At 41.3% G+C, this 24,135-nt stretch carries 18 protein-coding genes, 2 pseudogenes and 3 riboswitches; of the genes and pseudogenes, 7 read left to right on the top strand and 13 right to left on the bottom strand.

All coding sequences use genetic code 11. From position 1 onward, the window contains the following. Positions 1-56 precede the first annotated feature (56 nt). A complete protein-coding gene (locus GJU41_RS11280; protein ID WP_070874764.1) occupies positions 57-1,112 on the bottom strand; it encodes a FecCD family ABC transporter permease in 1,056 nt (351 codons plus the stop codon). After that, a complete protein-coding gene (locus GJU41_RS11275) occupies positions 1,112-2,113 on the bottom strand; it encodes a FecCD family ABC transporter permease (protein ID WP_070874766.1) in 1,002 nt (333 codons plus the stop codon). The genes GJU41_RS11280 and GJU41_RS11275 overlap by 1 nt, the downstream gene beginning before the upstream one ends. 242 nt (positions 2,114-2,355) lie before the next feature. On the opposite strand from GJU41_RS11275, the gene GJU41_RS11270 reads away from it, so the two are divergent. After that, positions 2,356-3,354, top strand: coding sequence for an ABC transporter substrate-binding protein (locus GJU41_RS11270; RefSeq protein ID WP_154318618.1), 999 nt, complete (start codon positions 2,356-2,358; stop codon positions 3,352-3,354). Positions 3,355-3,442: 88 nt separating this feature from the next. On the opposite strand, the gene GJU41_RS11265 is transcribed toward GJU41_RS11270, so the two are convergent. Further along, positions 3,443-5,083, bottom strand: coding sequence for an acyl-CoA dehydrogenase family protein (locus tag GJU41_RS11265; protein WP_154318617.1), 1,641 nt, complete (start codon positions 5,081-5,083; stop codon positions 3,443-3,445). A 139-nt stretch (positions 5,084-5,222) separates the two neighbouring features. Here GJU41_RS11265 and GJU41_RS11260 point away from each other — a divergent pair, with 139 nt between their 5' ends. Continuing rightward, a complete protein-coding gene (locus GJU41_RS11260) occupies positions 5,223-5,948 on the top strand; it encodes a ZIP family metal transporter (RefSeq protein ID WP_070874772.1) in 726 nt (241 codons plus the stop codon). A gap of 186 nt (positions 5,949-6,134) precedes the next feature. Here the strand turns inward: GJU41_RS11260 and GJU41_RS11255 are convergent, their stop codons facing one another. The 8 genes from GJU41_RS11255 to GJU41_RS11220 form a co-directional block, all read right to left on the bottom strand. Beyond that, positions 6,135-7,442: a TrkH family potassium uptake protein gene (locus GJU41_RS11255; RefSeq protein ID WP_224771414.1), complete on the bottom strand. Its 1,308-nt coding sequence runs from the start codon at positions 7,440-7,442 to the stop codon at positions 6,135-6,137. A 28-nt stretch (positions 7,443-7,470) separates the two neighbouring features. Beyond that, positions 7,471-8,127, bottom strand: coding sequence for a potassium channel family protein (locus tag GJU41_RS11250; RefSeq protein ID WP_154318616.1), 657 nt, complete (start codon positions 8,125-8,127; stop codon positions 7,471-7,473). Positions 8,128-8,226: 99 nt separating this feature from the next. Beyond that, positions 8,227-8,371: riboswitch (cyclic di-AMP (ydaO/yuaA leader) on the bottom strand. Between the two features lie 410 nt (positions 8,372-8,781). Beyond that, complete coding sequence (locus tag GJU41_RS11245; RefSeq protein WP_154318615.1) at positions 8,782-11,196, bottom strand: heavy metal translocating P-type ATPase; 2,415 nt, start codon at positions 11,194-11,196, stop codon at positions 8,782-8,784. Between the two features lie 223 nt (positions 11,197-11,419). Then, positions 11,420-11,626: a copper chaperone CopZ gene (copZ, locus tag GJU41_RS11240; protein WP_070874778.1), complete on the bottom strand. Its 207-nt coding sequence runs from the start codon at positions 11,624-11,626 to the stop codon at positions 11,420-11,422. A gap of 20 nt (positions 11,627-11,646) precedes the next feature. Beyond that, on the bottom strand, positions 11,647-11,973 hold the full coding sequence (locus GJU41_RS11235; protein ID WP_154318614.1) for a metal-sensitive transcriptional regulator: 327 nt from the start codon (positions 11,971-11,973) through the stop codon (positions 11,647-11,649). Between the two features lie 71 nt (positions 11,974-12,044). Beyond that, positions 12,045-12,722 carry a response regulator transcription factor gene (locus GJU41_RS11230; protein ID WP_070874782.1) on the bottom strand — a complete coding sequence of 226 codons (678 nt, stop codon included), beginning with the start codon at positions 12,720-12,722 and terminating at the stop codon, positions 12,045-12,047. A gap of 3 nt (positions 12,723-12,725) precedes the next feature. Further along, on the bottom strand, positions 12,726-14,087 hold the full coding sequence (locus GJU41_RS11225; RefSeq protein ID WP_154318613.1) for a sensor histidine kinase: 1,362 nt from the start codon (positions 14,085-14,087) through the stop codon (positions 12,726-12,728). Between the two features lie 143 nt (positions 14,088-14,230). Further along, positions 14,231-15,478 (bottom strand): dicarboxylate/amino acid:cation symporter, encoded by a 1,248-nt coding sequence (locus GJU41_RS11220; RefSeq protein WP_154318612.1) that lies wholly within the window; start codon positions 15,476-15,478, stop codon positions 14,231-14,233. A 162-nt stretch (positions 15,479-15,640) separates the two neighbouring features. Beyond that, positions 15,641-15,781, bottom strand: a riboswitch (cyclic di-AMP (ydaO/yuaA leader). Positions 15,782-15,899: 118 nt separating this feature from the next. Here GJU41_RS11220 and GJU41_RS11215 point away from each other — a divergent pair. From GJU41_RS11215 to GJU41_RS11205, 3 genes and pseudogenes are all read left to right on the top strand, one after another. Further along, positions 15,900-16,628 (top strand): alpha/beta fold hydrolase, encoded by a 729-nt coding sequence (locus tag GJU41_RS11215; RefSeq protein WP_154318611.1) that lies wholly within the window; start codon positions 15,900-15,902, stop codon positions 16,626-16,628. 252 nt (positions 16,629-16,880) lie between these two features. Further along, positions 16,881-17,737, top strand: a pseudogene (locus tag GJU41_RS11210) (PhzF family phenazine biosynthesis protein). 263 nt (positions 17,738-18,000) lie between these two features. Further along, positions 18,001-18,303 (top strand): annotated as a pseudogene (locus GJU41_RS11205) (YunG family protein); the annotation flags it as partial. Positions 18,304-18,554: 251 nt separating this feature from the next. Here GJU41_RS11205 and GJU41_RS11200 read toward each other — a convergent pair. Both GJU41_RS11200 and GJU41_RS11195 read right to left on the bottom strand, forming a co-directional pair. Further along, a complete protein-coding gene (locus GJU41_RS11200; RefSeq protein ID WP_154318610.1) occupies positions 18,555-20,348 on the bottom strand; it encodes a M3 family oligoendopeptidase in 1,794 nt (597 codons plus the stop codon). Between the two features lie 160 nt (positions 20,349-20,508). Beyond that, positions 20,509-20,685 (bottom strand): twin-arginine translocase TatA/TatE family subunit, encoded by a 177-nt coding sequence (locus GJU41_RS11195; protein WP_070874800.1) that lies wholly within the window; start codon positions 20,683-20,685, stop codon positions 20,509-20,511. A gap of 222 nt (positions 20,686-20,907) precedes the next feature. Further along, a riboswitch (Lysine riboswitch) is annotated at positions 20,908-21,084 on the top strand. A 135-nt stretch (positions 21,085-21,219) separates the two neighbouring features. On the opposite strand from GJU41_RS11195, the gene GJU41_RS11190 reads away from it, so the two are divergent. Both GJU41_RS11190 and bcaP read left to right on the top strand, forming a co-directional pair. Then, positions 21,220-22,632, top strand: a complete 1,413-nt coding sequence (locus tag GJU41_RS11190; RefSeq protein ID WP_224771398.1) for an amino acid permease — start codon at positions 21,220-21,222, stop codon at positions 22,630-22,632. 109 nt (positions 22,633-22,741) lie between these two features. Then, entirely contained in the window at positions 22,742-24,130 is a 1,389-nt protein-coding gene (gene bcaP, locus GJU41_RS11185) for a branched-chain amino acid transporter BcaP (RefSeq protein WP_154318609.1), read from the top strand. Positions 24,131-24,135: the final 5 nt, after the last annotated feature.

The raw sequence follows: 24,135 nt of genomic DNA, 5'->3' as shown, positions 1-24,135 counted from the left end.
TCACATAAGGATTGTTTATTGGCTGAAGGATGAATTTCAAACTCTTCGGTAACAGCCTAGTTGTTTCTGCTTCTATAAAGCAGGTAGATGAAATAAGGTGCCCCAATCGCTGCAGTGAAAACCCCTGCAGGAATTTCAAGCGGAGCAAAAAGGGTTCTTCCAATCAAATCTGCAACCATAACGAGCACCGCTCCGAGCAATGCCGAGACAGGAAGCAAAGCTCCAAAGGATGATCCTACGAGTCTTCTTGCGATATGCGGGGCAATAAGACCTACAAACCCGATTCCGCCGGCAAATGCAACAGCACTTCCTGTTAAAGCTGTTGCAATCAGAAGCAGAATAAATCGGTTGCGCTGAACGGCGCTTCCCACACCAGCTGCAAGCTCATCCCCTAATTCCTGAATGTTCACGTTTCTTACAAAAATAAAGCTGATGATAACCAAAACAATTGTAACAGGCACCATAATCTTCACTTGATCCCAGGTTGATGAATAGACCGTTCCTGTAATCCAGATATTTGCCTGTGCCGCACGGTAGATCGGTCCTTTTATCATCAGTAAAGTAGTAAGGGACTGAGCAAGCATGGAAAGTCCGATTCCGACCAAAACGAGTCTTATTGAAGAGGACCCGCCTCTCCATGACAGGATATAAACTAATAATGCAATAACTGTCGCTCCTATGAATGCAGCAACCGGCATCCACTGAATCGGAACAGTCAATGAGTTATTTTTATCACTGAAAATGGCTAAAAACATCACAACAGCAACGGAAGCTCCACCTGTAATCCCGATGATATCCGGAGATGCAAGCGGATTGCGGATGATCCCCTGAAGAATTCCACCAGCAACAGCAAGCGATATTCCGACCATTAAAGCAATCAGAATCCTCGGCAAGCGGAAGGATTGAATAACAAGCTCATCCATCTCTGTCCCGTATCCAGCCAGTGTTTTAAGCACTTGAATCGGTCCGATTCTCATGTCACCCATACCTGTACTGAAAAGAAAGGTAAACGCAGTGACCAGGAGCAAAACACTGAAGACCGTTAAGGCTTTTTTATCGATAAGGAAAGAAATGAATCCTTTTCCTATTCTAAATGATTGATAGCTTTTCATTATTTCTGGAACCCCCTGCGTGCGATGTAGATGAAAAATGGTGTTCCGACAAGAGCCGTCATCACTCCTACCGGCACCTCTTCAGGCATCGCTACAAACCTGGCTCCAATGTCAGCCGTTACTAACAGCACTCCGCCGAGTACCGCACAATAAGGAAGAATCCAGCGATGATCATTCCCGACAAAGAAACGTGCAATATGCGGAATGACAATCCCTACAAATCCAACAGGCCCTGCGATCGCAACTGCTCCTCCTGCAAGCAGAATAATCACAGCAGCCGTAATTAATTTAACAGTTCCCGTCTTCTGTCCGAGCCCTTTTGCAACATCTTCTCCCATCATCAGGAGGTTAATCTTTGATGCAAGGAAGATGCAAATAACAAATGCGATGCCTATATAAGGAAGAACACTGTAAAGAAGCTCAAGCTTCCTTCCCTGAACTGAACCGGCAAGCCAAAATAGGACTTGATCCAAAGCCGCTTCGTTGCTCACCAAAAACCCTTGAGTCAGCGAGGAGAACAATGCAGCCATCGCCGCACCTGCCAGTGTAAGCTTCATCGGAGTCAATCCTTCTCTCCCGAAAGACCCTGCAAAATAAACAGTGAAAGCTGCAACTGCCGCTCCTAAAAAGGAAATCCAAGTGAATGCCTGCAGAGAGCTGACGCCAAAAATGGAGACGGCAATTACAACAAAGAATCCAGCTCCGGCATTGATTCCGAATACACCAGGAGATGCGAGCGGATTTTTCGTAAGTGCCTGCATCAGAGCTCCTGCAACAGCAAGACTTGCTCCGACAACAACAGCCACTGCTGCCCTTGGAAGCCTTACAGTTTGAATAATTAAATGTTCATTCGATCCATTAAAGTTTGTAAACGCATTAATTGCTGTATCCCACGAGGTTTGTGTATAGCCAAGTACGACACTTGCGCAAATACTCACTAAAAGCAACATAAAACCAGTGATAAGTCCAGCTGTTTTCACTAAATTAGTCTGTAATAACATATCTATACCTCTTGATGTGAAACCATCACTTTTTCATATTTTTCTAAAACTATTGTAACAAACTCAGGTTGACTTTGAAAATCATTTTCAATTAAATGTTGACATTTGAAATCAGAAAAATTAATATTTTACTTGTAAATGAAAATCATTTTCAATTAAATATTGACAAGTGATAGTGAAAAAATTAATATTTAATTGTAATTGAAAATCATTATCAAAAGAAAATATGGGGGTAACATCAAATGCAAGCTACATATCAAAAAGCATGGCTGGCACTTATTGCTATCGTTTTATCAGCAGTTCTTCTTGCAGCGTGCGGAAACGGCGAGAAAGAAGAGTCTGCAGACACAGGCAGCAAAGATAAAGAAAGCGAAGCATATACTGTTGAGCATGCAATGGGCACAACTGAAATTAAGAAAAAACCTGAAAAGGTTGTTATTTTAACAAATGAAGGAACTGAAGCTCTTTTGGCTTTGGGTGTTACACCAGTAGGAGCCGTTAAATCATGGTTAGGCGATCCTTGGTATGATCACATCTCTGATGAAATGACAGATGTTGAGGTTGTTGGAGATGAGAGTGCACTTAATGTAGAAGCAATTGCTGCATTAAAGCCTGACTTAATCATTGGAAACAAGCTTCGCCAGGAAGATCAGTATGAAAAATTAAGCCAAATTGCACCTACTGTATTCTCTGAAACGCTAAAAGGTCAATGGAAAGATAACTTCGAATTCTATGCAAAAGCATTAGACCGCGAAGAAGAAGGCAAAAAAGTTATTGCAGATTATGATGCACGCATTAATGAAATCAAAGAAAAAGCTGGAGATAAACTAAACAAGGATGTTTCTGTAGTACGTTTCTTAGCAGGATCTACACGCATTTATTATAAAGATTCTTTCTCTGGTGTTATTTTAGAACAGCTCGGCTTCAGCCGCCCTGCTAATCTTGAGAAGCTATTCTCAGATAATCCGGATGACTTGTTCGCACGTGAAGTAACAAAAGAATTGATTCCGGAAATGGAAGGGGACATCTTGTTCTACTTTACGTATGCTCCCGCTGAATCAAAAGCAGATGCTGAAAAAACAGCTGAAGAATGGACAAAAGATCCGCTTTGGCAAAACCTTTATGCTGTAAAATCAGGCAAAGCTTATCAAGTTGATGATGCGATCTGGAATACAGCTGGAGGAGTTAAAGCAGCTAACTTAATGCTTGATGATATCGAGAAACTCGTTCTCGAGAAATAAATCCGTCTCCCACACAAATTTTAATAGATTGTGTTCACCCTTTTAAACGAAAAAAGTCTTCCAGCCGGAAGACTTTTTTCGTTTTCTTCTATATATAAGCATTCAGAGCAGATCCCTTAGATTCAACAATTAAATCATAGTATTTAATGGCCAGCATTTTTTCATCCTTATAGGATTTGTTCCAGCAGTCTTCAAGCCATACATCTGCTATTGCCTGTTTCCGCTGATCCCCTGTATGGGCATCTTTAAGCGCAATCGCACTTAGCAGCAGATCGCACATTAACACGGATAATTTTTTCGCATGAACATTCCATCCCTCTTCTTTTTGTTTTTCCAAAAAAGCAAGCAAATCTTGAAGTTCTCTTATCCCGTTATTAACAGCTGAGCTTCCGCAAGCGTTCTTTCTCATCCATCCGAGAAAAGTTAAATGAACATCATGTTTTTGGATAAGACGCAATACTTCTAAACCTAGTATATTTGCTGTGCCCTCCCACACGGTCAGGACTTGAGAATCACGCAAAAGTCTTGGCGTTACAAAATCTTCAATGTATCCATTTCCGCCGTGCATTTCAATCGCCTCGTGCGAAAATTCAATTGCCTCCTCTGCCGTCTTTGCTTTTAATAACGCGATGAAAAGACGGGTAAGCACTTTTTCTTCGTCTGTAGATTCCTTTTCTCTCATCACCTTTTCAAACAGCTGTATCAATTCGAAACATGCGCTTGTCTGAATTTCCTGCCGCACAGCCATTTTACACAGTGTTTCCTGAATCATCGGAGATTCCGTCAGTCTTTTGCCAAAAGCAGTCCTTTGATCCGCGTAGCCTTTTGCTTCGATGTAAGCTCTTCTCATAATTCCCGCTGATGCGATGGCATTGCAGATTCTTGAAAGATTAAGAGCCTCCATCATATAGTAAAACCCTCTGGAAGGATCTCCAATCAAGTACGCTTCCGCTCCGTTTAATTCAACTTCTGCCGAAGGAACAGCCCTTACCCCCAGTTTATCCTTCAGACGCCTGATATGGATTTGATTTGAAGTTCCATCCTCCTTTTTCCATGGAACCAAGAAAAGAGATAATCCTTTTGTTCCAGCCGGCGCTCCTTCTATTCTCGCAAGAACTGCCGCTACCTTGCATGCACCTGCATTGCTTGCAAAATATTTTTCGCCATAAAGCCTGTAGCCTGATACATTTCTCACAGCCTTCGTTTCATTTGCTCCTACATCGGAACCACCCTGTCTTTCTGTTAAAAAAGTAGCTCCTTCATAAAGTTCAACATCACCTGTTGAGATGACATGCGGCAAAAATTTGGCTTTTAATTCCTCATCTCCATATTCGTCAATTAAATAGGCGGTTGCCATCGTTAGAGTCACTGGACAATAAAAGCCGGATTCAACCTGTGATAGAAGATAGCCTAAAGCATATGAATAGTGATAGTTTGCCTTTCTGTTCAATTCAGGAATGTTCTTATGCAAATAGCCGACAATCCCTGTTTCATAGGTGTCCGCAATCGTTTTTTTATATCCTTCGTTCAGCCACACTTCCGAAACATCATTTCCGAACTTATCATAGCGGATAAGCTTCGGCTGTCCCTCTCTGTCCGTATGCGCTGCGCGCTGATCAAATTCCTCAAAACAAAGCTTTTGAAATTCTGCCAGTTTTTGAACCGTATATTCATAAAGCTCGTCATCCATAAATTTTTTTAGATTAAACAGCAAATTAGCATCCTGCATGTTTCAGCACCCCTCTTTATGTAATCGCTTACAACCTATTTTACAGAATTTTCTTTTCATTTAATATGCACTTTTTGCATTCTCTGTAAGATATTTGGTAAGCTAACAATAGATATTCCGTTAGGAGGGAATCAGTTTAATGCTGCAGGCCGCACTCTGGGGAGCTTTTGCTGGTTCCTCTATACTACTGGGAGCTTTGCTTGGCATCTACAAAGAGATACCCCGCAAATTTTCAGGATTCATTATGTCGTTTGGAACAGGTGTCCTGATTGGGGCAGCTTCCTTTGAACTGCTTAGAGAATCTGTAGATGAAGGTGGACTGCTGGCAGCATCGGGCGGATTCATTTTCGGTTCATTAACATTTACAGTCAGTGAATTGCTTATAAACAAAAAGGGAGGAAGCGACAGAAAACGTTCAAAGCAAAATCCTGAAAACCACTCCGGAGTATCCATTTTCATTGGAACTGTCATTGATGCTATACCGGAGTCCGTTATCATCGGTGTCAGCCTGCTTCAGGAGAATACAGTGAGCTTCTTAATGGTAACCGCCGTTTTCATCAGTAATTTTCCTGAAGGGCTATCAAGCTCTGTCGGTTTGAGAAAAGACGGATATTCCAAGAGAAGGATTCTCAGCATGTGGCTGATCGTTTTACTTCTTTCTTCGCTCAGCTCATTTCTGGGCTTCTCTCTGCTTCAAGATGCAGACATTGCAGTGATAGCATTCATAGGTGCCTTTGCAGCTGGAGGCATCATTGCAATGGTAGCCTCGACGATGATGCCGGAAGCATTCGAAGAAGGCGGACCGATCGTAGGATTGATTGCTTCTTTAGGCGTTCTTGCTTCGTTAATTCTCTCAAATCTATAAGAAAAGCTCAGGCGCCTTGTTTAGATCCGACAGGCAGAAAAGGATCCGTCAGAATAGTCCGGGTCCCGACTTTTTTGGCGGAACCGTTCTGACCGAGGCTAGGCGCTTCCGCTCGCCATCAATACGCAAATCATATATAAATTCTGATAGTATAACAAAAGGCTTCGCACCTGCGAAGCCTTTTTCTCATCCAGTTAAGATGTCTTCATTAGGATATTTAATTTTTTGCTTCTGTGGTTTAGTCAGTGTAAATAATAGCGTAAGCGGCCCCACTTTTCCAATGAACATAATCACGATGATAACTTCTTTTCCAAGATCCGAAAGGCTGCCTGTAATCCCCATCGACAAGCCCACTGTCCCGAAGGCTGAAACGGTTTCAAAAAGGATTTCTATGAAAGATGCTTTTTCAGAAATGGTTAAGATAAAGATTGCTGTTAAAACAAACATTAAACTGACCATTGCGATTGCCAGCGCTTTTAAGATATAGCGTGAATGAATGCTTCTTCTTCCAATTGTAATGTCTTCTTTCCCTCTCAAAAATGTAATCGTTGCAAGCACGATAATAATCGCAGTAGTAAGCTTGATTCCTCCTGCTGTTGAAGCACTTCCCCCGCCAATAAACATTAGAATAATCATGAGAAAAAGTGTGGCCTCATCAAGGCTTGCCATATCCAATGTGTTAAAACCGGCTGTTCTTGGGGAAACCGCCTGAAAATAGGAGGCAAGCAATTTCCCGCCAGATGAAAGATTGCCGAGGGTTTCTGGATTTGAGTATTCAACGAAAAAGATGAACATCATGGCAAAAACATTGATAACAAGAGTTCCGACTAACATGATTCTAGTATGCAGAGATAATTTGCTGAACTTTCTTTTTTTCCATATATCAAGAAGAACTGTAAATCCGATGCCTCCAATAATGAATAGAGACGATATCACAATATTCACTAATGGATCATTCACATACCGGATAATGTTATCTGGCCATAGAGCAAACCCGGCATTGTTAAAAGCAGAAATGGCGTGAAAAAAACTGTAGAAAAGCCCTTTCGACCAGCCGAATTCCGGTACCCATCTAAAAGATAAAAAAATCATGGCGATGAATTCAATCATGATAGAAAAAAGAAATAAGTATTTAACAAGATTCACAACTCCGCCAAGCGAGGTCTGATTGAGGGCATGCTGCATGACAAGCCGTTCTTTGATTCCGATTTTCTTTCCCAAAACCATATATGTCAGAATGGCAAACGACATGATTCCAAGTCCGCCAAGCTGAATGAGAACAGCAATAATAGTCTGCCCAAAAGTCGTAAACGTGCTCCCTGGATCCACTGTAGCGAGGCCAGTTACAGTCATGGCTGAAGCTGAAATAAATAAAGCATCAAGCCATCTGATGGAACCATGTGTCGCTGCCGGCAGCTTTAGTAAAACCGCTCCAAGAATGATACCCGCTGCAAATGCGATTACAAGCAGCTGAGAAGGATTGAAGCGAAGCATTTTTTGCAGTTTTTGTGCAGTGATCACCTTACATCCCCTCCTCCTCAAAACGAAAGATGTCTTTGTTCCGGCCGATGACAAGCAGAATGTCACCGGATTTGATTGATTCATCGGCAGGAGGTGATACAATGACTTCTTCATCTCGCTGTATGCCGACTATGTTACAGCCATATCTTCCCCTAATATCCAGGTCGATCAATGTTTTTCGGTGAATTTTTGCTGAAGCAATGAGCTCTACCATGCTGAATTCCTTTGAAAGCTCAATATAATCAATCATTTTTTCTGAAATGATATGGTGCGCAATCCGCTTTGCCATGTCCCGTTCAGGATGAATGACTTTGTTTACTCCTATTTTGTCTAAAACCTTCTGATGATAGTCATTTTGAGCTTTTGCCCAAACTTGCTGTATCTCCATTTCCTTCAGCAGAAGAGAGGTAAGGATGCTTGCTTCTATATCGTCTCCAAAAGAAACAAATGCGTGGTCTACGTTTCGGACACCAAGCTGTTTCAGGGTCGCTTCATCAATTGCATTCGCTTTTACAGCAAGAGTCGCAAATTGAGAGTAGTATTGCACCTTCTCTTCGTCTTTATCAACGGCTAAAACTTCAATGCCCATTTCATGAAATTCCTTTACAAGACTTCCTCCAAAACGGCCAAGACCAAACACGGCAAATTGCTTTTTCAACAGGATTTCCTTCTTTCGATACCAATTTTTGCACACAAAAAGACACAGAGGTTCCATGAACCGCTGTGTCTCATTTTTTAGGGTCACATTAGTTTCATTATCCTCTCTCAAGAACGCTTGCGAAGTTAGCTGTCGGGTTCGGGCAATGAGAGTAGCCCTACCAGTAAAGGATTCACCCCAAGCTGCAAAAAATGCCAGCAAAATTGGGTCCCCCGCTCCATAATGGATTAAGCGAATTAAGAATATATGAAATGTATTTATGAAAGTATATTACTCCTGTTGAAAAGGACAGTAAAGAGCCAATTATTGCAGGATTTTGCTATAAATGACCAAATACAACTGTTTAAGCGCTTTTAAGTCTTATTTGCTCAGCGTATCTGTTTATTTTAGTTTTTTGTACCGGGTTAAAATGATGAGAGGAAATTCTGGTTTAAGAGGAGTGGTGTCCGATAAGCTGTATGAATGTTTGAAGGCAGATTCAGCTCGCCTGAATCGTGCTCTTTGGCTGGCTTTAAAGATTGGTCGGTGTTACTCGAAGTTCTATCAGTGTAAATCAACGTCCTATCAGTGGAACTTGCAAATTTCCGTATAAATCAAGGTTCAGATATAATCAATCACAAAAACACCAAGCCCATAAGGACTTGGTGCCGAAATTTACAGTTTAGCCCGCTGCAGTCTCAGAGCATTCAGTACCACGGATACGGAGCTGAATGCCATGGCAGCACCTGCAAGCCACGGTGCAAGAAGTCCGGCTGCTGCTATAGGAATGCCGAGCGTGTTATATCCGAAAGCCCAGAACAGATTCTGCTTAATATTGCGGATCGTCAATTTGCTCATATAAATTGCATCTGCAATACTGTTTAAATCGCCTCTCATAAGCGTAATATCTGCAGCTTCCATGGCAATGTCGGTACCTGTGCCAATAGCCATGCCGATATCGGCTGCAGCAAGGGCAGGTGCGTCGTTAATGCCGTCGCCAACCATTGCTACCCGTTTACCCTGGCGCTGAAGCTTAAGTACCTCTTCAGCTTTACCCTCTGGAAGAACTTCTGCTATGACATGTTCAATGCCTGCTGCTTTTGCGATGGCATGAGCAGTTCTTTCATTATCGCCAGTCATCATGACAACGTGGAGGCCAAGGTGCTTCAATCTTTCAACTGCTGATTTTGACGTTTCTTTAATCGTATCTGCTACGGCAACAAGACCCATCAGTTCGCCATCAATGGCGGCAAGCATCGCTGTTTTTCCTTCTGACTCCAAATGCTGCATTTTTTCCAATACAGCTTCAACTCTTATGCTGTACATATCCATCAGCTTCTTCGTTCCCACAAGAACTTGCTGATTTGCAACCTTTGCCCTGATTCCATATCCCGGAATCGCTTCAAAGTCATCCGCATCACTAAATCCTATTCCTCTTCCTGTCACTCCATTTACAATCGCCTGAGCAAGAGGGTGCTCTGATTGCTTTTCAGCTGAAGCCACAGTCTTTAAGAAGTTCTCCTCTTCTATTTCTCGGGCAAGATGAACATCCGTTAACTCAGGTGTGCCTTTTGTAACTGTACCTGTCTTGTCTAAAATGATGGTATCCACTAGATGAGCCGTTTCTAAATGCTCGCCGCCTTTGAACAAAATACCGGCTTCAGCTGCGCGGCCTGACCCTGCCATAATGGATGTCGGTGTTGCAAGACCAAGGGCACACGGACAAGCAATAACGAGTACGGCAATCGTTTTTTCCAATGCACCTGCGAAATTACCGGGATCGATCCAAAGCATCCAAATAAGAAAAGTCACAGCAGCAATTCCGACTACGATCGGGACAAAAATGCCTGAAATCTGATCGGCCATTCTTTGAATCGGGGCCTTTGATGTTTGCGCCTGTTCTACAACCTTAATGATTTGGGCTAAAGCTGAATCACGCCCCACCTTTGTAGCTTTTATTTTCAAAAAACCATTTTTATTTATTGTAGCTCCAAATACTTGATCTCCAGCGGTCTTATCTACCGGTATACTTTCACCTGTCAGCATGGACTCATCAAGAGCGGATCTGCCTTCAAAAATCTCGCCATCAACGGGAACTTTTTCACCAGGTCTGACAAACACGATATCACCCGCAGCAACTTCTTCAAGAGGAACTTCAATTTCCATTCCATCTTTTTCTATTCTTGCTGTCTTAGCCTGCAGGCCCATTAATTTTTTAATGGCTTCAGATGATCTGCCCTTCGCTCTCACTTCAAATAACTTCCCGAGCAGAATAAGTGTAATCAGCACCGAACTCGTTTCAAAATAAAGCTCTGGCATATGCCCATTATGCCGGACCGCCTCAATTGTAAGGTAAAGGCTGTAAAAATAAGCAGCGGACGTTCCTAAAGCTACGAGCACATCCATATTCGCGCTTTTATTTTTTAGCGCTTTGTATGCACCGATATAAAACTGCCCGCCAATGATAAATTGAACAGGAGTGGCTAATAGCAGCTGGAACCATGGATTCATGAAAAGCTCAGGCACATACATCCAAGACGTAAAGGAAAAGTGGCCAACCATTGACCAAAGGAGCGGAATAGAAAGAATGGCAGACATGATAAATTTTCTTTGCTGTTTTTGGATCTCTTTAGCTTTTTTATGGGCGGAATCCGTTTCATTTTCTTTTTTTAAGCTTGCTCCATACCCCAGCTTTTCAACGCGCTTGATCATATCCTGCGGCGCAACAATAGATGGATTGTATTCTACGGATCCTGTCTCAAGAGCGAGATTGATTGCTGCTTCCAAGACCCCATCAAGCTTGCTGAGTCCTTTTTCAATTCTTGCCGAACAAGCCGCGCATGTCATCCCGGTGATGGTAAATTCGGCTTTTTCAGATACCACCCCATAACCTAAATTTTCTATCTTCTGACGGATCATTTCAGGGTCCGCCTTCTCTTTATCAAACGTTACAGTGGCTTTTTCGAGTGCAAGGTTTACGTTTGCTTTCTCTATACCCTCCAGTTTGTTTAAGCCTTTTTCAATTCTGTTTGAGCAGGCTGCACAAGTCATGCCTGTAATCTGAAATTGGGTCTCCTTTAGATCGCTCATTTTGAATCCCTCCATATACCGCATAGGGGTATATTTTATTGAAAAGAAAGCGCGCCGATGATCAGCACGTTTCATTTTTCTAATTTAAAGAAAGTATAAAATTTTGTGCTTCAATGTCCAGCTCCTCGGCCAGAACGGATCTGCAAGTATTGGCAAAAAGCGCCTTTTCTGTTAGATCCCTTTCTGTCATGCCTGCGCTAAACGGGCAATTCTGCTTTTCTAATTATTCTACCTCGTAGCCCTGGTCATCTATTGCTTCTTTAATGACAGCTACATTCACTTCGTTCGGGTTGTAATCTACATCAACTGTTCCTTCGTTTAAATCTACCTTGACCGATTTGACGCCATTAAGTTCGCCAACACTGCTTTCAATTGCTTTCACACAATGATTGCAAGACATTCCCTGAACGTTTAAAGTAACATTTTCCATCTAAAACACTCCCCTTATTATTATTTCATTAATCGTTTAACCGTAACTAAAACTTCATCAATAACTTCTAAATCGCCTTCTTGAATGCGTTCGACCAGACAGCTTTTCATGTGGCCTTCTAAAAGCAGCTTGCTGACGGAGTTCAAAGCAGATTGTATGGCTGATATTTGTGTCAGTACATCATCACAGTAAGTATCTTTATCAATTAATCCTTTTACTCCGCGGATCTGACCTTCAATTCTGTTTAATCGCGTGACAAGATTTTTCTTAACCGCGTCTGAATGATGGCTTTTTCGATCCGATCCTGGAACATGACAGCTTTCTGGTTCGTTCATATTTTCAACCATGCCATGCACCTCCTTGTATATAATTTACCATACCCCCCTACCCTATGTAAAGAGATAAAATTCAGATTTATTTATTTTTTTTCATCCTTCCATTTGTATCCCGCTCCCCAAACGGTTTGAAGGTGATCATCAATGGGAAATCCAGTTTTTCTCAGCTTTTCTCTAAGATGACGGACGTGGGAATCAACCGTACGATCTTCCGTATCTGCATCATACCCCCAAATGGAATGAATTAAATGTTCTCGATTAAACACTCTGTTTCTGTTCTTTAAAAAGATGCCAGCCAGCTGAAATTCTTTAGGCGTAAAAAAGATAGGCACACCTTTATAGCTTGCCTCCTGACTTCGTTCATTCCATTTAAGTCCTTTGTATTCCACAGCATGATTGTTTCTGGTTCTTCTTAATATCGCTTCTATTCTTGCCAATAATTCCATTTCATTAAAAGGCTTCGTAATATAATCATCGGCACCTGTCTGAAGTCCTTTTACAATGTCTTCTTGCTGATCTCTTGCCGTCACCATGATGATTGGAACATCTGAAAAGCTTCTGATTTCTTTACACACTTCAAAACCATTCATTTCAGGCATCATTAAATCAAGAATAATAAGTGCTGGCTCTTCCTTTAAAACATGGTCTACTGCGTTTTTTCCTGATAAAGATTTTATGCACGAATACCCCGCTGGAGCAAGGTACAGCGCAAGCAGATCCAGCATCAGTTTTTCATCATCTACAAGCAAAATCTTTTTCATGATTTAATCCTTTCTAAAGCAAATGTATATGGATGTTCCTGAACCAAGCGTACTTTCCGCCCGGACGGTGCCGCCCTCAGCCTCAACTATTTCTTTTACGATGGCAAGGCCCAGACCTGTTCCCCCGCTGTGGCGTGATCTTGATTTATCCACGCGGTACAGTCTGTCAAATACATATGGGAGGTCTTCCTCGGGAATTCCAATGCCTTGATCCGAAATAACAATTTCAATCTTTCCTTCATGGTCAAGCAGCTTGACTTTAATGGAGGTCTCTTTTTCAGAATAATGGATGGCATTGTCCATAATATTGAGAAGCACTTGTTCAAATCTTGCCGGATCTATCAAATGCTGAACAGAATAATCCGGTAAAAGAAAATTCACTTTCCTCTTTTCATTCATTAAGATCGGATTCATCTTTTCAATCGTTTTTTTTATAAAAGAGCCGAGATCCAGTTTCTCTTTTTCAATCTGAAAAGAATGATGATCAAGCTTAGCGAGTTCAAACAGCTCACTCACAAGCTTTGATAAATGCTCTGTCTGTTCCCTTATAATGGCTAAATATTTTCCCTGATCAGCACTGGACAATCCAGGCCTCTGCGCAACATCTGCATACCCTTTAATATACGTGAGGGGGGTACGCAATTCATGGGCAATGCTTGCTAAAAATTCATTTCTCTCTTTTTTTAAATGAGATAAATCATCCGCAAGTTTTTGAATGGAATGTCCAAGCTCCCCAAGCTCATCGTTTCTCTGCATATGAAGCTTAACTGAAAAGTCCCCTTCGCTCAGACGTTCAGTCGCATGTTGCATGGAGAGCAGCGGTTTTGTCACGATTTTTGATAAAAACACAACGGCTATGATGGTTAAAATAACAGATACGGTTCCGATAAATATGAAATGATCATTCAGTCTCGCAATCATCGACTGAAGAGATTCTGTGCCTTTAAACATATAGACGAACCCAGTTATTTCACCATTCTTCTCTATTGGACTGACAGACCAGATAAAAGGATTGTCTTGCCAGTTGGAAAGAGCGTCCTTTTCTTCATCACCGCGGGCAATGACTGCCTTGTGCATGAAAGGATGAATCTCTTTAGAAGAATGAAGAATTTCTCCGTCTTCATTTGTGAGGACAACATCTGTATCTGCTTCGGATTCCATCAAAACAACATGCTCCATTGTCGTTTCATCATTATGCTTGTTCAGGACATCACGGTGGCTGTTGCCCCTTGTCTGGAGGGCAGCCACCTCCTCATTTACCCGTGAATTGACCAGGCTTCGGTATAAGAATAAAAAAAGGCATGTTTCTACTATAAGAATGATTGTAAAAAATAATAGTCCGATCTTTATGGCCAGTTTGTTCATCTATGAAACTCCTTGAAAGGACAAGTACCTGTCTTAGTCCTTCAGCATGATAAGTTTAACAGTACCAAATACTTGTGTATTTTTGGTGCAGAATCAGAAAAAATGCTTAAAAAAAAGCGGCCTATGTCAGGCCGCTTTGATCATTAAGATAATTTCTCTTCCATATCAGGAATCTTGTAATCACCGTGTTTCTTTTCTGTTTCTGCTACAATGACTGCACAAGCTGCATCACCAGTGATGTTGACAGCTGTACGGGCCATATCAAGCAAGCGGTCGATACCGATGATTAAGGCAATACCCGCTACTGGAAGACCTACAGAGTTTAAGACCATCGCAAGCATGATCAGTCCAACACCCGGTACACCCGCAGTACCAATTGATGCAAGAACAGCAGTTAGAACAACTGTAAGCAATTGCGTAACAGATAAATCAATATTATAAACTTGAGCAATAAAAATTGTTGCTACACCCTGCATAATAGCCGTTCCATCCATATTAATCGTTGCGCCCAAAGGCTGAACGAAACTTGAAATCGGCTCTGGCACTTTCAGACGCTTCTGCGCCGTTTCCATAGATACAGGAAGGGTTGCATTACTGCTTGATGTACTGAAAGCTACTGCCATTGCAGGAGCGAAATTCTTAAAGAACCAAATTGGACTTTGCTTTGCAATGAAAAGAATGGATGATCCATAAGTGACGATTGCATGAATCACTAGAGCCAGCAGTACGACACCCATGTAGAGTCCCATTGCTTTAAGAGCGTCTAATCCCTGACTGCCTACAGCAGTTGCGATAAGACCAAACGTACCGAATGGAGCAAATTTCATAACGACGTTTACAAGGTACATCATTAAATCGTTTCCTTGTTCAACGACTTTATATAGCGTGCTCGCTTTTTTTCCGAGGAACGTGATTCCAAGTCCTACAAAGATTGAGAAAATGATGATTTGAAGCATATTTCCGTCAGCGAATGCTTTAATAGGATTCGTAGGAATCATATTTAAAAATGTATCAGCAACGGATGGAGCTTCTTTTGCTTCATATTCAGCAGACTTTGTATCAAATTCGCCTACGTTTCCAGGCTGAATTGTCATGGAAAGAATTAAGCCGATTACGATAGCTACAGCAGTCGTTACTAAAAAGTAGGAAACAGTTTTAACTCCAATTCTCCCCAATTTCTTTGGGTCCCCCAACCCTGCAACTCCCAGAGTAATAGAGAAGAAAACAATTGGCACTACAAGCATATTAATTAAGTTTAAAAAGATTTTTCCAAGCGGAGTAAACAAGAACGTGTCTAACTGTTTAAATAAATCCGGAGCCGTGATATTAAGGATCAGACCTACGATGGCACCCAGAATGAGACCAATGATGATTTTCGTTGCTAGTTTCATATAAAACCTCCGTAAAATAAGAATAATAGAAAGATAATGCTTTATTCCCAAAAAGCGGGATGGAGAAACATAAATGTGAGAGTTTTTTGAAAAATACAAAAAACCGCGAGAGAATTCTCGCGGTTAGCATTCGTCAATTTGAATAATTATGACTTTTCCACAGATGAGTCTCTCCAGTGCATACGAGGTTAGCTGTCGGATTCGGACGAAGAGTTGTCCTACCTAGTACTTTAAGGATTCACCCCAGTGCAGATGCACAGTTCGGTTCCCCCGTTCCCGTTAAGGATTAAGCGTATATTTATTAAGTTATACTACTATTCTAAATAAAAGATCCTGTTTTGGCAAACATCAAAATTTGCCTTTAGTTGGATTTAAACATAAAATTTAACAGGAAACGTTATATTTTAAGGAGTTTTAAGCCATGAAAAGATGGATGAAAAATTTTTTCCTGATAGCTTTAGCGCTCTTAATTCTATCTTTTGCAGGGTTTTATATATGGTCCCAGCAGACATATAAACCAACAGAAAACCTTTATCATTCGACAAATATCCAAAAGAAAAACAACGTGAATGGGTATCTGCTTTTTGAACCGGTGAATCAGAAGACCGAAACAGGCATTATTTTTTATCCAGGGGCGAAAGTAGAGCCTGAAGCCTACGCCTATCTTGCTGAGCAGCTTGCACAGAGAGGGTATACAGTCGCTATATCAAAAATGCCTTTCAACCTGGCCATTGCAGGAATCAACAAAGCCGACAAAGTCATTAATGAGCACCGTGACATTAAGAAGTGGTATATCGGAGGCCATTCACTTGGAGGCGCGTCAGCTTCTATCTATGCCTATAACCATCAGGATACAATCAAAGGACTCTTTCTGCTGGCAGCCTATCCTACTGATTCCAGCGACTTTTCCGGGACGGACTTTCCGATTCTGACGATTTGTGCCGAAAAAGACGGCCTGACAACTCTTGCAGATATACAGGAGAAAAAGCATCTGCTTTCAGAGGATACATTCTTTTACAAAGACGGAAACCATGCACAGTTCGGAATTTACGGCGAACAAAAAGGCGATAAAAAAGCGGACATTAATGTCTTTATCCAGCAGGATCTTGTTGTTAATGAGATTGATCGGTGGATAATGATGAATCAGTAAAAAAATAGCATCTCCAGGCTTGTTTATGTTCGAATCGTCCAAACGGGCGGTTCGATTCAGAGGTGTTTTAAAACCACATAATAAATAAAACATCAGTTAACACACCAATTAGCGGCATAATTGGTGTGTTTTATATGTAAAGATGAAAACTGTGTATTTGTGATAAAATGGAAATAACGGTTATATAGCAATCGGGCAGCAGTTTAACGGAGTAAGCATATTCAGAAGTTTTCTACATAAGGGAGAATAAAATTGTTATATTATGTAATTGATGCTTTTACAGAACCTAAATTTGGCGGGAATCCAGCAGGCGTAGTAATCCATGAAAATTTAGACGAAAAGTTCATGCAGAAATTTGCTGCAGAAGTTAGGTTTTCAGAAACAGCCTTTATTAAAAAAATAGACAATAAAAATTTTGAAATTAAATTTTTTACACCGACTTCACAGGTGAATCTTTGTGGCATGCTACCATTGCCTCCTTCAAAGCATTATTGGACTGCAATTTTATTGAAGATAATAATACATATTTTATGAAAACACTCGCAGGTACACTTCCTGTTGTTGTAAATAATTCCTTTATAATGATGGAGCAAGCTGAACCAAAGCTCGGAAAAGCTTTTGACGATTATGATGATTTATCTAACATATTTAAAATTAACAAAAATCAAATAGGCGATATAAATTTTAATTTAGTTCCTCAAGCTGCAAGTACTGGACTATGGGATATAATGCTTCCACTAAAATCAAAGGATGCTCTGAATGCTCTTAACCCCGATTTTAAATCACTGGCTGAATACACCATAATTCATGATGCAGCAGGAGTTCATGCATTTACTCTTGATTCTGAGGAAGGGATAGCATTATGCAGAAACTTTTGTCCACTCTTTGGTATTGATGAGGAAGCCGCAACAGGTACTTCAAATGGGGCTTTAACATATTATCTTTTCAAGAACAAAGTATTAATTAATTTTAATCAAGATTACTCTTTCCATCAAGGGTATAGTATGGGCAGACCATCTCATATTGTTACTAAGTTAGTAAATAAAAATGATTTAAGGGTTATGGTTGGAGGAAACGCAGTAATATTAACGAAGGGTAAATTACTCTAAACATTGTTTCTTCTTGAACTGGTGCTTAGTAAATAACTAAGAAGTCATTTCTTGATTTTTTTCGCATTATTAAAATTCCGCTATCGGGCGATTTTCTTCGATAAGGCAACATAAATGATATTCCACAAAAGGGGGCGATTGCTAAATAAAGTTTCGCCTCTATTATAGTAAAAGGCTGTACTGCTTTTAAAAGGGGACCATTAATGAGTACACTTAAAAAAGTTACAATAGCACAATTATTACACGCTTTTAAAAAAACGTGATCATTAAAATCAAGTTCCAAATGGAGTATGGATAATCCTTCGAAAGGACAATGTGGTGTAACAGCATTAGTAGTCAACGACATTTTAGGTGGGGAAATACGAAAAACCCCCTTATCTGAGGGGTGGCACTTTTACAATATGATTCATAATACACAGTATGATTTTACAGAGTCTCAATTCAGTGAAAGTATAAATTATGAAGATATTCTTTCAAATAGAGAAGAGGCTTTTATGGATACAAACTTTAATCAATACAACTATCTAAAAACTAGTGTTTTAATAGAACTAAGTAAAACTGAATAATAAGTTTTCTAAATATAAAACTTACTTATTCAACAATCGGGGGCAATAATAGAAGAACGACCCATTATGGCTCGTCCTAGTTCTTTTATTTGTATAGCGCTTATTGCAAAAATGTTTGCTGCACGAACTGTTTCAAATTTTATCGAGTTCGCGCTCCAAAACCCCGTTTGCACCCTTTTTTATCCAATCGAAAAAAAAAGCTGCACCTCAGCTAAAAGCTGAAAATGCAGCATCACACAATAACCTTGTTTTTACTTAGTCGCCTCAAGAAACTCCTCTGCATCTTCCACAGTTAGAGCAACTGCTTTTTGCCAGAAATCTTCTTTTGTCAGATCCACTCCCAAATGCTTCATCGCGAGGTCTTCCACCTGCATGGAGCCTGTATCTTTCAGCAGCGCAATGTATTTTTCCTCAAATGCAATTCCTTCTTCAAGGGCTTTTGCATAGATTCCAAGCGAGAACAAGTAGCCGAACGTATACGGGAAGTTATAGAAAGGCACTCCTGTAATGTGGAAATGGAGCTTGGATGCCCAGAAATGCGGGTGATATTCCCCTAATGCATCGCAATACGCTTCTTTTTGTGCCGCCTCCATCAGCTCGCTGATGCGCTCAGCGCTTACCATTCCTTTTTTACGCTCCTCATAAAACGCTGTTTCGAAAATGAAACGACCGTGAATATTCATCAGAAGGGCAACACTGCGCTGCACTTTGTCTTCAAGCAGGGCCAGTCGTTCTTCTTCTGTTTTTGCTTTTTTCACAGAAGCATCTGCTACAATCATCTCCGCAAATGTTGATGCCGTTTCCGCCACGTTCATGGCATAGCTGCGGTTAAGCGGATGAACGCCTGCCATTGCATGCTGATGGAAAGCATGACCAAGCTCATGGGCCAGTGTCGCTATATTCGAAGGCGTTCCTGAGAATGTCATAAAAATGCGGGACTGATCGCTTTCAGGGAAGCTTGTGCAGAATCCGCCCGGCGCCTTTCCAGTTCGATCCTCAGCTTCAATCCAGCGGTCTTCAAACGCTTTTTTCGTGAATGTTGTCAGCTCCTCGCCAAAATTGCTGAACTGATCGAGAATAAATTCTGCTCCCTCTTGATAGGTGACCTTTGTCTCTTTCCCGCCAACCGGCGCATCAAGGTCATACCAGCTGAGTTTATCCACATCAAGCATCTCTGCCTTTCTTTTTAAATACTTTACTAGAGACTGCTTATTTTCAGAAATAACCTTCCACATGACATCAAGCGTCTCCCGCTTCATTCTGTTGATTTCAAGCGGCTCACTAAGGACATCTTCCCATCCCCGCTTCTCGTAAACATTCAATCTGAAGCCTGCAAGATGGTTCAGCGTCTGGGCAAATAAATCCGCCTTGCTTCCCCATGCCTTTTCCCACTCTTCGAACACAGATTTTCGGACTTCACGGTCTGCACTGGAAAATTTATTGGCTGCCTGGCCGACAGAAAGTTCTTTCACTTCCCCATCTTCTTTAAAAGGAATTTTAACAGTCGACACAAGGGTGTCATAAAACTGTCCCCATGCATGATAGCCGTCTACTGACAGAGCATTGATAAGCGTCTCCTGCTCCATCGGCAATTTATTTTTTGCTTTATTTCTGCGTTCAGTAAGCACATATGCAAGTTCAGAAAGACTTTCTGTCCCGATAAGTTCTTCCCATACTTGATCCTCCACTTTTACAAGCTTCTGATCGAAACTGGCAAGAGCATTTTGAAACTGAGAGCTGAGCTGCGTTACTTTTCCTCTGAGCACACCAGCATGTTTATCCGTTGTATCCTGAGCCTGCAGACAGCCTACAAAAGCACCGGCCTGTCTCACTCTCTTCGCAATCCCCTGGAACGCTTCAAGAATTTCATCAAGGTAAATATGATCCTCTTTTGAGCTTGGCACCTTTAACTGATCGGCCTGTTCTTTAAACAAAGGAACATCTTTTTCAAGCTCTTCTAAATGACTCTTGAAGCTTTCAGACTGGCTGCCTCCTTTGAAAAAAACATCCAAATCCCAAGTCTCTGCATATGTAGCGGCTTTCATAGCCATACCCCCTACTATATATTTCGTTACACTAAATAAACTCTCAGGTCTATTATATATTATTTTACTAAATATTTGTATAATTCTAACACTTCTAATGAAGAAAACTTAAAAGCGCAAAAAAAAACAGCCAGGCATTCCGCCGAGGCTGTTCGATCCTTTATTTCACTGATTTATCTGACTTACCTTCTTCGTCATCCATCAGACCTTTTGTTGCGTTTTTAAACTCTCTTAGTGTTTTGCCGGCAGCTTTTCCGAGCTCCGGAAGCTTTTTCGGTCCGAAAAGCAGGAGTGCCACGAAGACAATTAACATGATTTCGCCGAATCCCAAGTTCATCATGTGCCCTTCTTCCATGTTATATTTTCATAAAAATAGAAAGAAAACGTTATCTTTGTAAATTATAGTAGATTCGCGGGCGGATTGCAAAGTGAAGTTTCGGTGACAGTTATTTCAATATAGATTGAAACTTCTGGTAAAAAGTTTATCTTGTTGACATCCTCTGATCATCCTGTTAAATTTACTCTATTAAAATAATGAATAAAAATCCTCACGGCATCTCAGTGAGGTAGAGGTTGCGCCAATTAAGAGTAAGTTGCAAGAGGCTAGTGGAGCTGTTGACTGCAAGTGAAAGGATTTGGCGCCGAAGTTTGAAACAGCCACTTTGTTTCACGCTGGGACAGTATCGAACAGGTACTGGACTGCCGCAGAGTCAATTTGCGGAGTGCTATCTGGAGATGATTCCCTGAGTTTTTGTGTTTTTAGCGCATGGACTTATTCTATGCGCTATTTTGTTTGCAAAAAAATGAGCACATTCATTAAAAACTACACACAATATCGATAGAGCATTGATATGTATAGGAGGTTTCAGTTTTGAAACAAAAGAAATGGGGATTTTGGCTTTTAACAGCCTTCGTAGTAGGAAATATGGTCGGCTCAGGCATATTCATGCTGCCAAGCACGCTTGCCCAGACTGCAAGTCCGCTTGGAGTAACCAGCGCCTGGCTCGTAACCGGATTTGGAGTATTAATGATTGCGCTGGTCTTCGGCAATTTATCGATTCGCAGACCCGACCTTACAGCTGGCCCGCAAAGCTATGCAAAAGCGTTATTTGATTCACCGAAAAAGGGAAACGTTGCAGGATTCAGCATGGTGTGGGGATATTGGGTCGCTAACTGGATCAGCAACGTGGCAATCATCACTAGCTTTGCAGGCTATCTTTCTTCATTCTTTCCTATAATGTCAGACGAATCTGTTCTGTTCTCAATAGGCTCACAGGATATTCAGTTAGGAAGAGCGGTCACATTTATTGTTTGTACCATTTTGCTTTGGGGCACTCATACCATTTTATTAACAAACATGAATGGTGCGGGAAAATTGAATTTTGTTGCGACTGCATCAAAAGTAATCGGTTTTATGCTTTTCATCATCGCTGGTTTATTTGCACTGGAGTCAGCATCATTTGGGGAATTTTATTTCCCTGTAGAAGCAGAGCCCGGTGTAACTTACGGCCTTGGCAATCAAGTACAATTCGCTGCTATTTCAACCTTATGGGCATTTGTAGGCATTGAATCTGCCGTCATTCTGTCAGGCCGCGCTTCTTCTCAGCGAGATGTGAAAAGAGCGACCATTACCGGCTTAATTATAGCTGTGTTCATCTATATGATTATCACACTTATCACAATGGGCGTTCTGCCCCACGATCAGCTGCAGTCATCTGACAAGCCATTTGTTGATGTTCTTTCTGTCATTATTGGAGATGCCGGTGCAAATGCAATGGCACTATTAGCAGTCGTATCTTTATTTGGTTCAACCATAGGATGGATCCTGCTTTCAGCTGAAGTACCGTATCAGGCTGCAAAAAAAGGCATTTTCCCTGCTTTCTTTGCAAAAACAAATAAAAAAGGCAGTCCTAAAAATGCGCTGCTAATAACGAATTTGATGTCACAGATCTTTATTTTCTCTACCATTTCAGGAACAATAAGCGAGGCTTTTACATTCTTAACAACGTCCGCTACACTTGCTTATCTTTTCCCGTATCTTGTTTCATCTATTTTCTTCTTGAAGCTGATCGCTAAAGGAGAAACATATGATTTAATTCAAGGATCGCGAGTAAGAGACGGAATCATTGCATCCATTGCATGTATTTATTCTGTTTGGGTCATTGTCACCGGTACTGCTGATTTAAAAACATTTGTACTGGGAGTCGGCCTTTTCTTGGCAGGCTTTGTGATTTATCCGTTTTTGACGAAATATATGAACAGATCAGATTCCTCTTTAACTTAATGAATAAAGGCTGCGCTTAAAAATGCAGCCTATTTTATTTTGCATGAAGTCCTCTTCATTTGCTCACACTAAACTATCTGATTTTATAAGTGCTGAGCAGGAGGTTGCTATGAATTCATTATTCAGAAAGAAATCTATTACAGAGATGGTGAAGCAAAGCGAACAAAAATCGCTCGATCGAACGATGGGGGCTTTTGATTTAACGCTGCTTGGAATCGGGGCCATTGTCGGAACCGGCATCTTCGTTTTAACAGGTGTGGTCGCTGCTGAAGCTGCTGGACCTGCCCTGATTCTCTCTTTTATATTGTCTGGAATTGCATGTGCTCTGGCTGCCTTTTGCTATGCCGAATTCGCCTCATCTGTTCCAATCTCAGGAAGCGTTTATACTTACACATATGCAACTCTCGGAGAACTGTTTGCCTTTTTGATTGGCTGGGATTTAATGCTTGAATATCTGCTTGCAACATCTGCTGTTGCAACTGGCTGGTCTGCCTACTTTCAATCACTGCTTGCAGGATTTGACATCGCATTACCCGAGGTCATTACCTCAGCACCCGGTGCGGGAAAAGGCGGATTGATTGATTTGCCTGCCGTTTTCATTATTTTCTTAATTACGGCACTTTTATCAAAAGGAATTAAGGAAAGTACACGGGTTAACAATATCATGGTATTTGTTAAGCTTGCTGTCATCGTCGCCTTCATCATTGCTGGCGTCTGGTATGTAAAGCCTGCTAATTGGACGCCGTTTGTTCCATTTGGCTTTGATGGGATTGTAACTGGCGCTGCAACAGTTTTCTTTGCTTACATAGGTTTTGATGCAGTCGCTACCGCCGCAGAAGAGGTAAAAAGACCCCAGCGTGACGTTCCGATCGGCATTATTGCTTCCCTTACTGTTTGTACGATTCTCTACATAGCTGTATCTCTTATTTTAACTGGTATGGTTCCTTATACTGAGCTCAATGTGGCTGATCCCGTATCGTTTGCCCTGCATTATGTCGGACAAAATACTCTTGCAGGTTTTGTATCTGTAGGCGCAATTGCAGGTATTACAACTGTTCTGCTCGTGATGATGTATGCTCAGGTCCGCATTTCGTTTGCCATGAGCAGGGACGGTTTGCTTCCAAGTGTTTTATCAAGTGTTCACTCCGTATTTAAAACGCCTTTTAAAAATACGTGGATTACTGGTTCAGTTGCAGCCGCGATTGCAGGATTTGTGGATTTAACAACACTTGCCCACCTTGTAAATTTAGGGACATTGGCTGCGTTCACACTTATCTCTATCGCTGTAATCGTCTTAAGAAAAACCCATCCAAACCTTGAGCGGGCATTCAAGGTGCCATTTGTGCCTGTTTTCCCTGCAATCAGTGCATTATTTTGCATTTACTTGATGACAAGCCTGCCTGGCATTACATGGACAGCATTTTTCATCTGGATTTCAATAGGGACTATCATTTACTTTGTTTATGCACGGAAAAACAGCAAGCTTGCAAAGGAATAAAAGCG

It is taken from the genome of Metabacillus idriensis, assembly GCF_009674765.1.
In the GTDB taxonomy this organism is placed as follows: Bacteria; Bacillota; Bacilli; order Bacillales; family Bacillaceae; genus Bacillus_P; species Bacillus_P idriensis.
The sequence above is the reverse complement of the archived record's forward strand: the minus strand, read 5'-3'. Positions and strand labels throughout refer to the sequence as shown.

Bases quoted from the DNA above. Each gene is read 5' to 3' on its own strand.
- GJU41_RS11280 (WP_070874764.1), bottom strand. From the start codon at position 1,112: ATGAAAAGCTATCAATCATTTAGAATAGGAAAAGGATTCATTTCTTTC.
- GJU41_RS11275 (WP_070874766.1), bottom strand. From the start codon at position 2,113: ATGTTATTACAGACTAATTTAGTGAAAACAGCTGGACTTATCACTGGT.
- GJU41_RS11270 (WP_154318618.1), top strand. From the start codon at position 2,356: ATGCAAGCTACATATCAAAAAGCATGGCTGGCACTTATTGCTATCGTT.
- GJU41_RS11265 (WP_154318617.1), bottom strand. From the start codon at position 5,083: ATGCAGGATGCTAATTTGCTGTTTAATCTAAAAAAATTTATGGATGAC.
- GJU41_RS11260 (WP_070874772.1), top strand. From the start codon at position 5,223: ATGCTGCAGGCCGCACTCTGGGGAGCTTTTGCTGGTTCCTCTATACTA.
- GJU41_RS11255 (WP_224771414.1), bottom strand. From the start codon at position 7,442: ATGCTTCGCTTCAATCCTTCTCAGCTGCTTGTAATCGCATTTGCAGCG.
- GJU41_RS11245 (WP_154318615.1), bottom strand. From the start codon at position 11,196: ATGAGCGATCTAAAGGAGACCCAATTTCAGATTACAGGCATGACTTGT.
- copZ (WP_070874778.1), bottom strand. From the start codon at position 11,626: ATGGAAAATGTTACTTTAAACGTTCAGGGAATGTCTTGCAATCATTGT.
- GJU41_RS11235 (WP_154318614.1), bottom strand. From the start codon at position 11,973: ATGGTTGAAAATATGAACGAACCAGAAAGCTGTCATGTTCCAGGATCG.
- GJU41_RS11230 (WP_070874782.1), bottom strand. From the start codon at position 12,722: ATGAAAAAGATTTTGCTTGTAGATGATGAAAAACTGATGCTGGATCTG.
- GJU41_RS11225 (WP_154318613.1), bottom strand. From the start codon at position 14,087: ATGAACAAACTGGCCATAAAGATCGGACTATTATTTTTTACAATCATT.
- GJU41_RS11220 (WP_154318612.1), bottom strand. From the start codon at position 15,478: ATGAAACTAGCAACGAAAATCATCATTGGTCTCATTCTGGGTGCCATC.
- GJU41_RS11215 (WP_154318611.1), top strand. From the start codon at position 15,900: ATGAAAAGATGGATGAAAAATTTTTTCCTGATAGCTTTAGCGCTCTTA.
- GJU41_RS11200 (WP_154318610.1), bottom strand. From the start codon at position 20,348: ATGAAAGCCGCTACATATGCAGAGACTTGGGATTTGGATGTTTTTTTC.
- GJU41_RS11195 (WP_070874800.1), bottom strand. From the start codon at position 20,685: ATGAACTTGGGATTCGGCGAAATCATGTTAATTGTCTTCGTGGCACTC.
- bcaP (WP_154318609.1), top strand. From the start codon at position 22,742: ATGAATTCATTATTCAGAAAGAAATCTATTACAGAGATGGTGAAGCAA.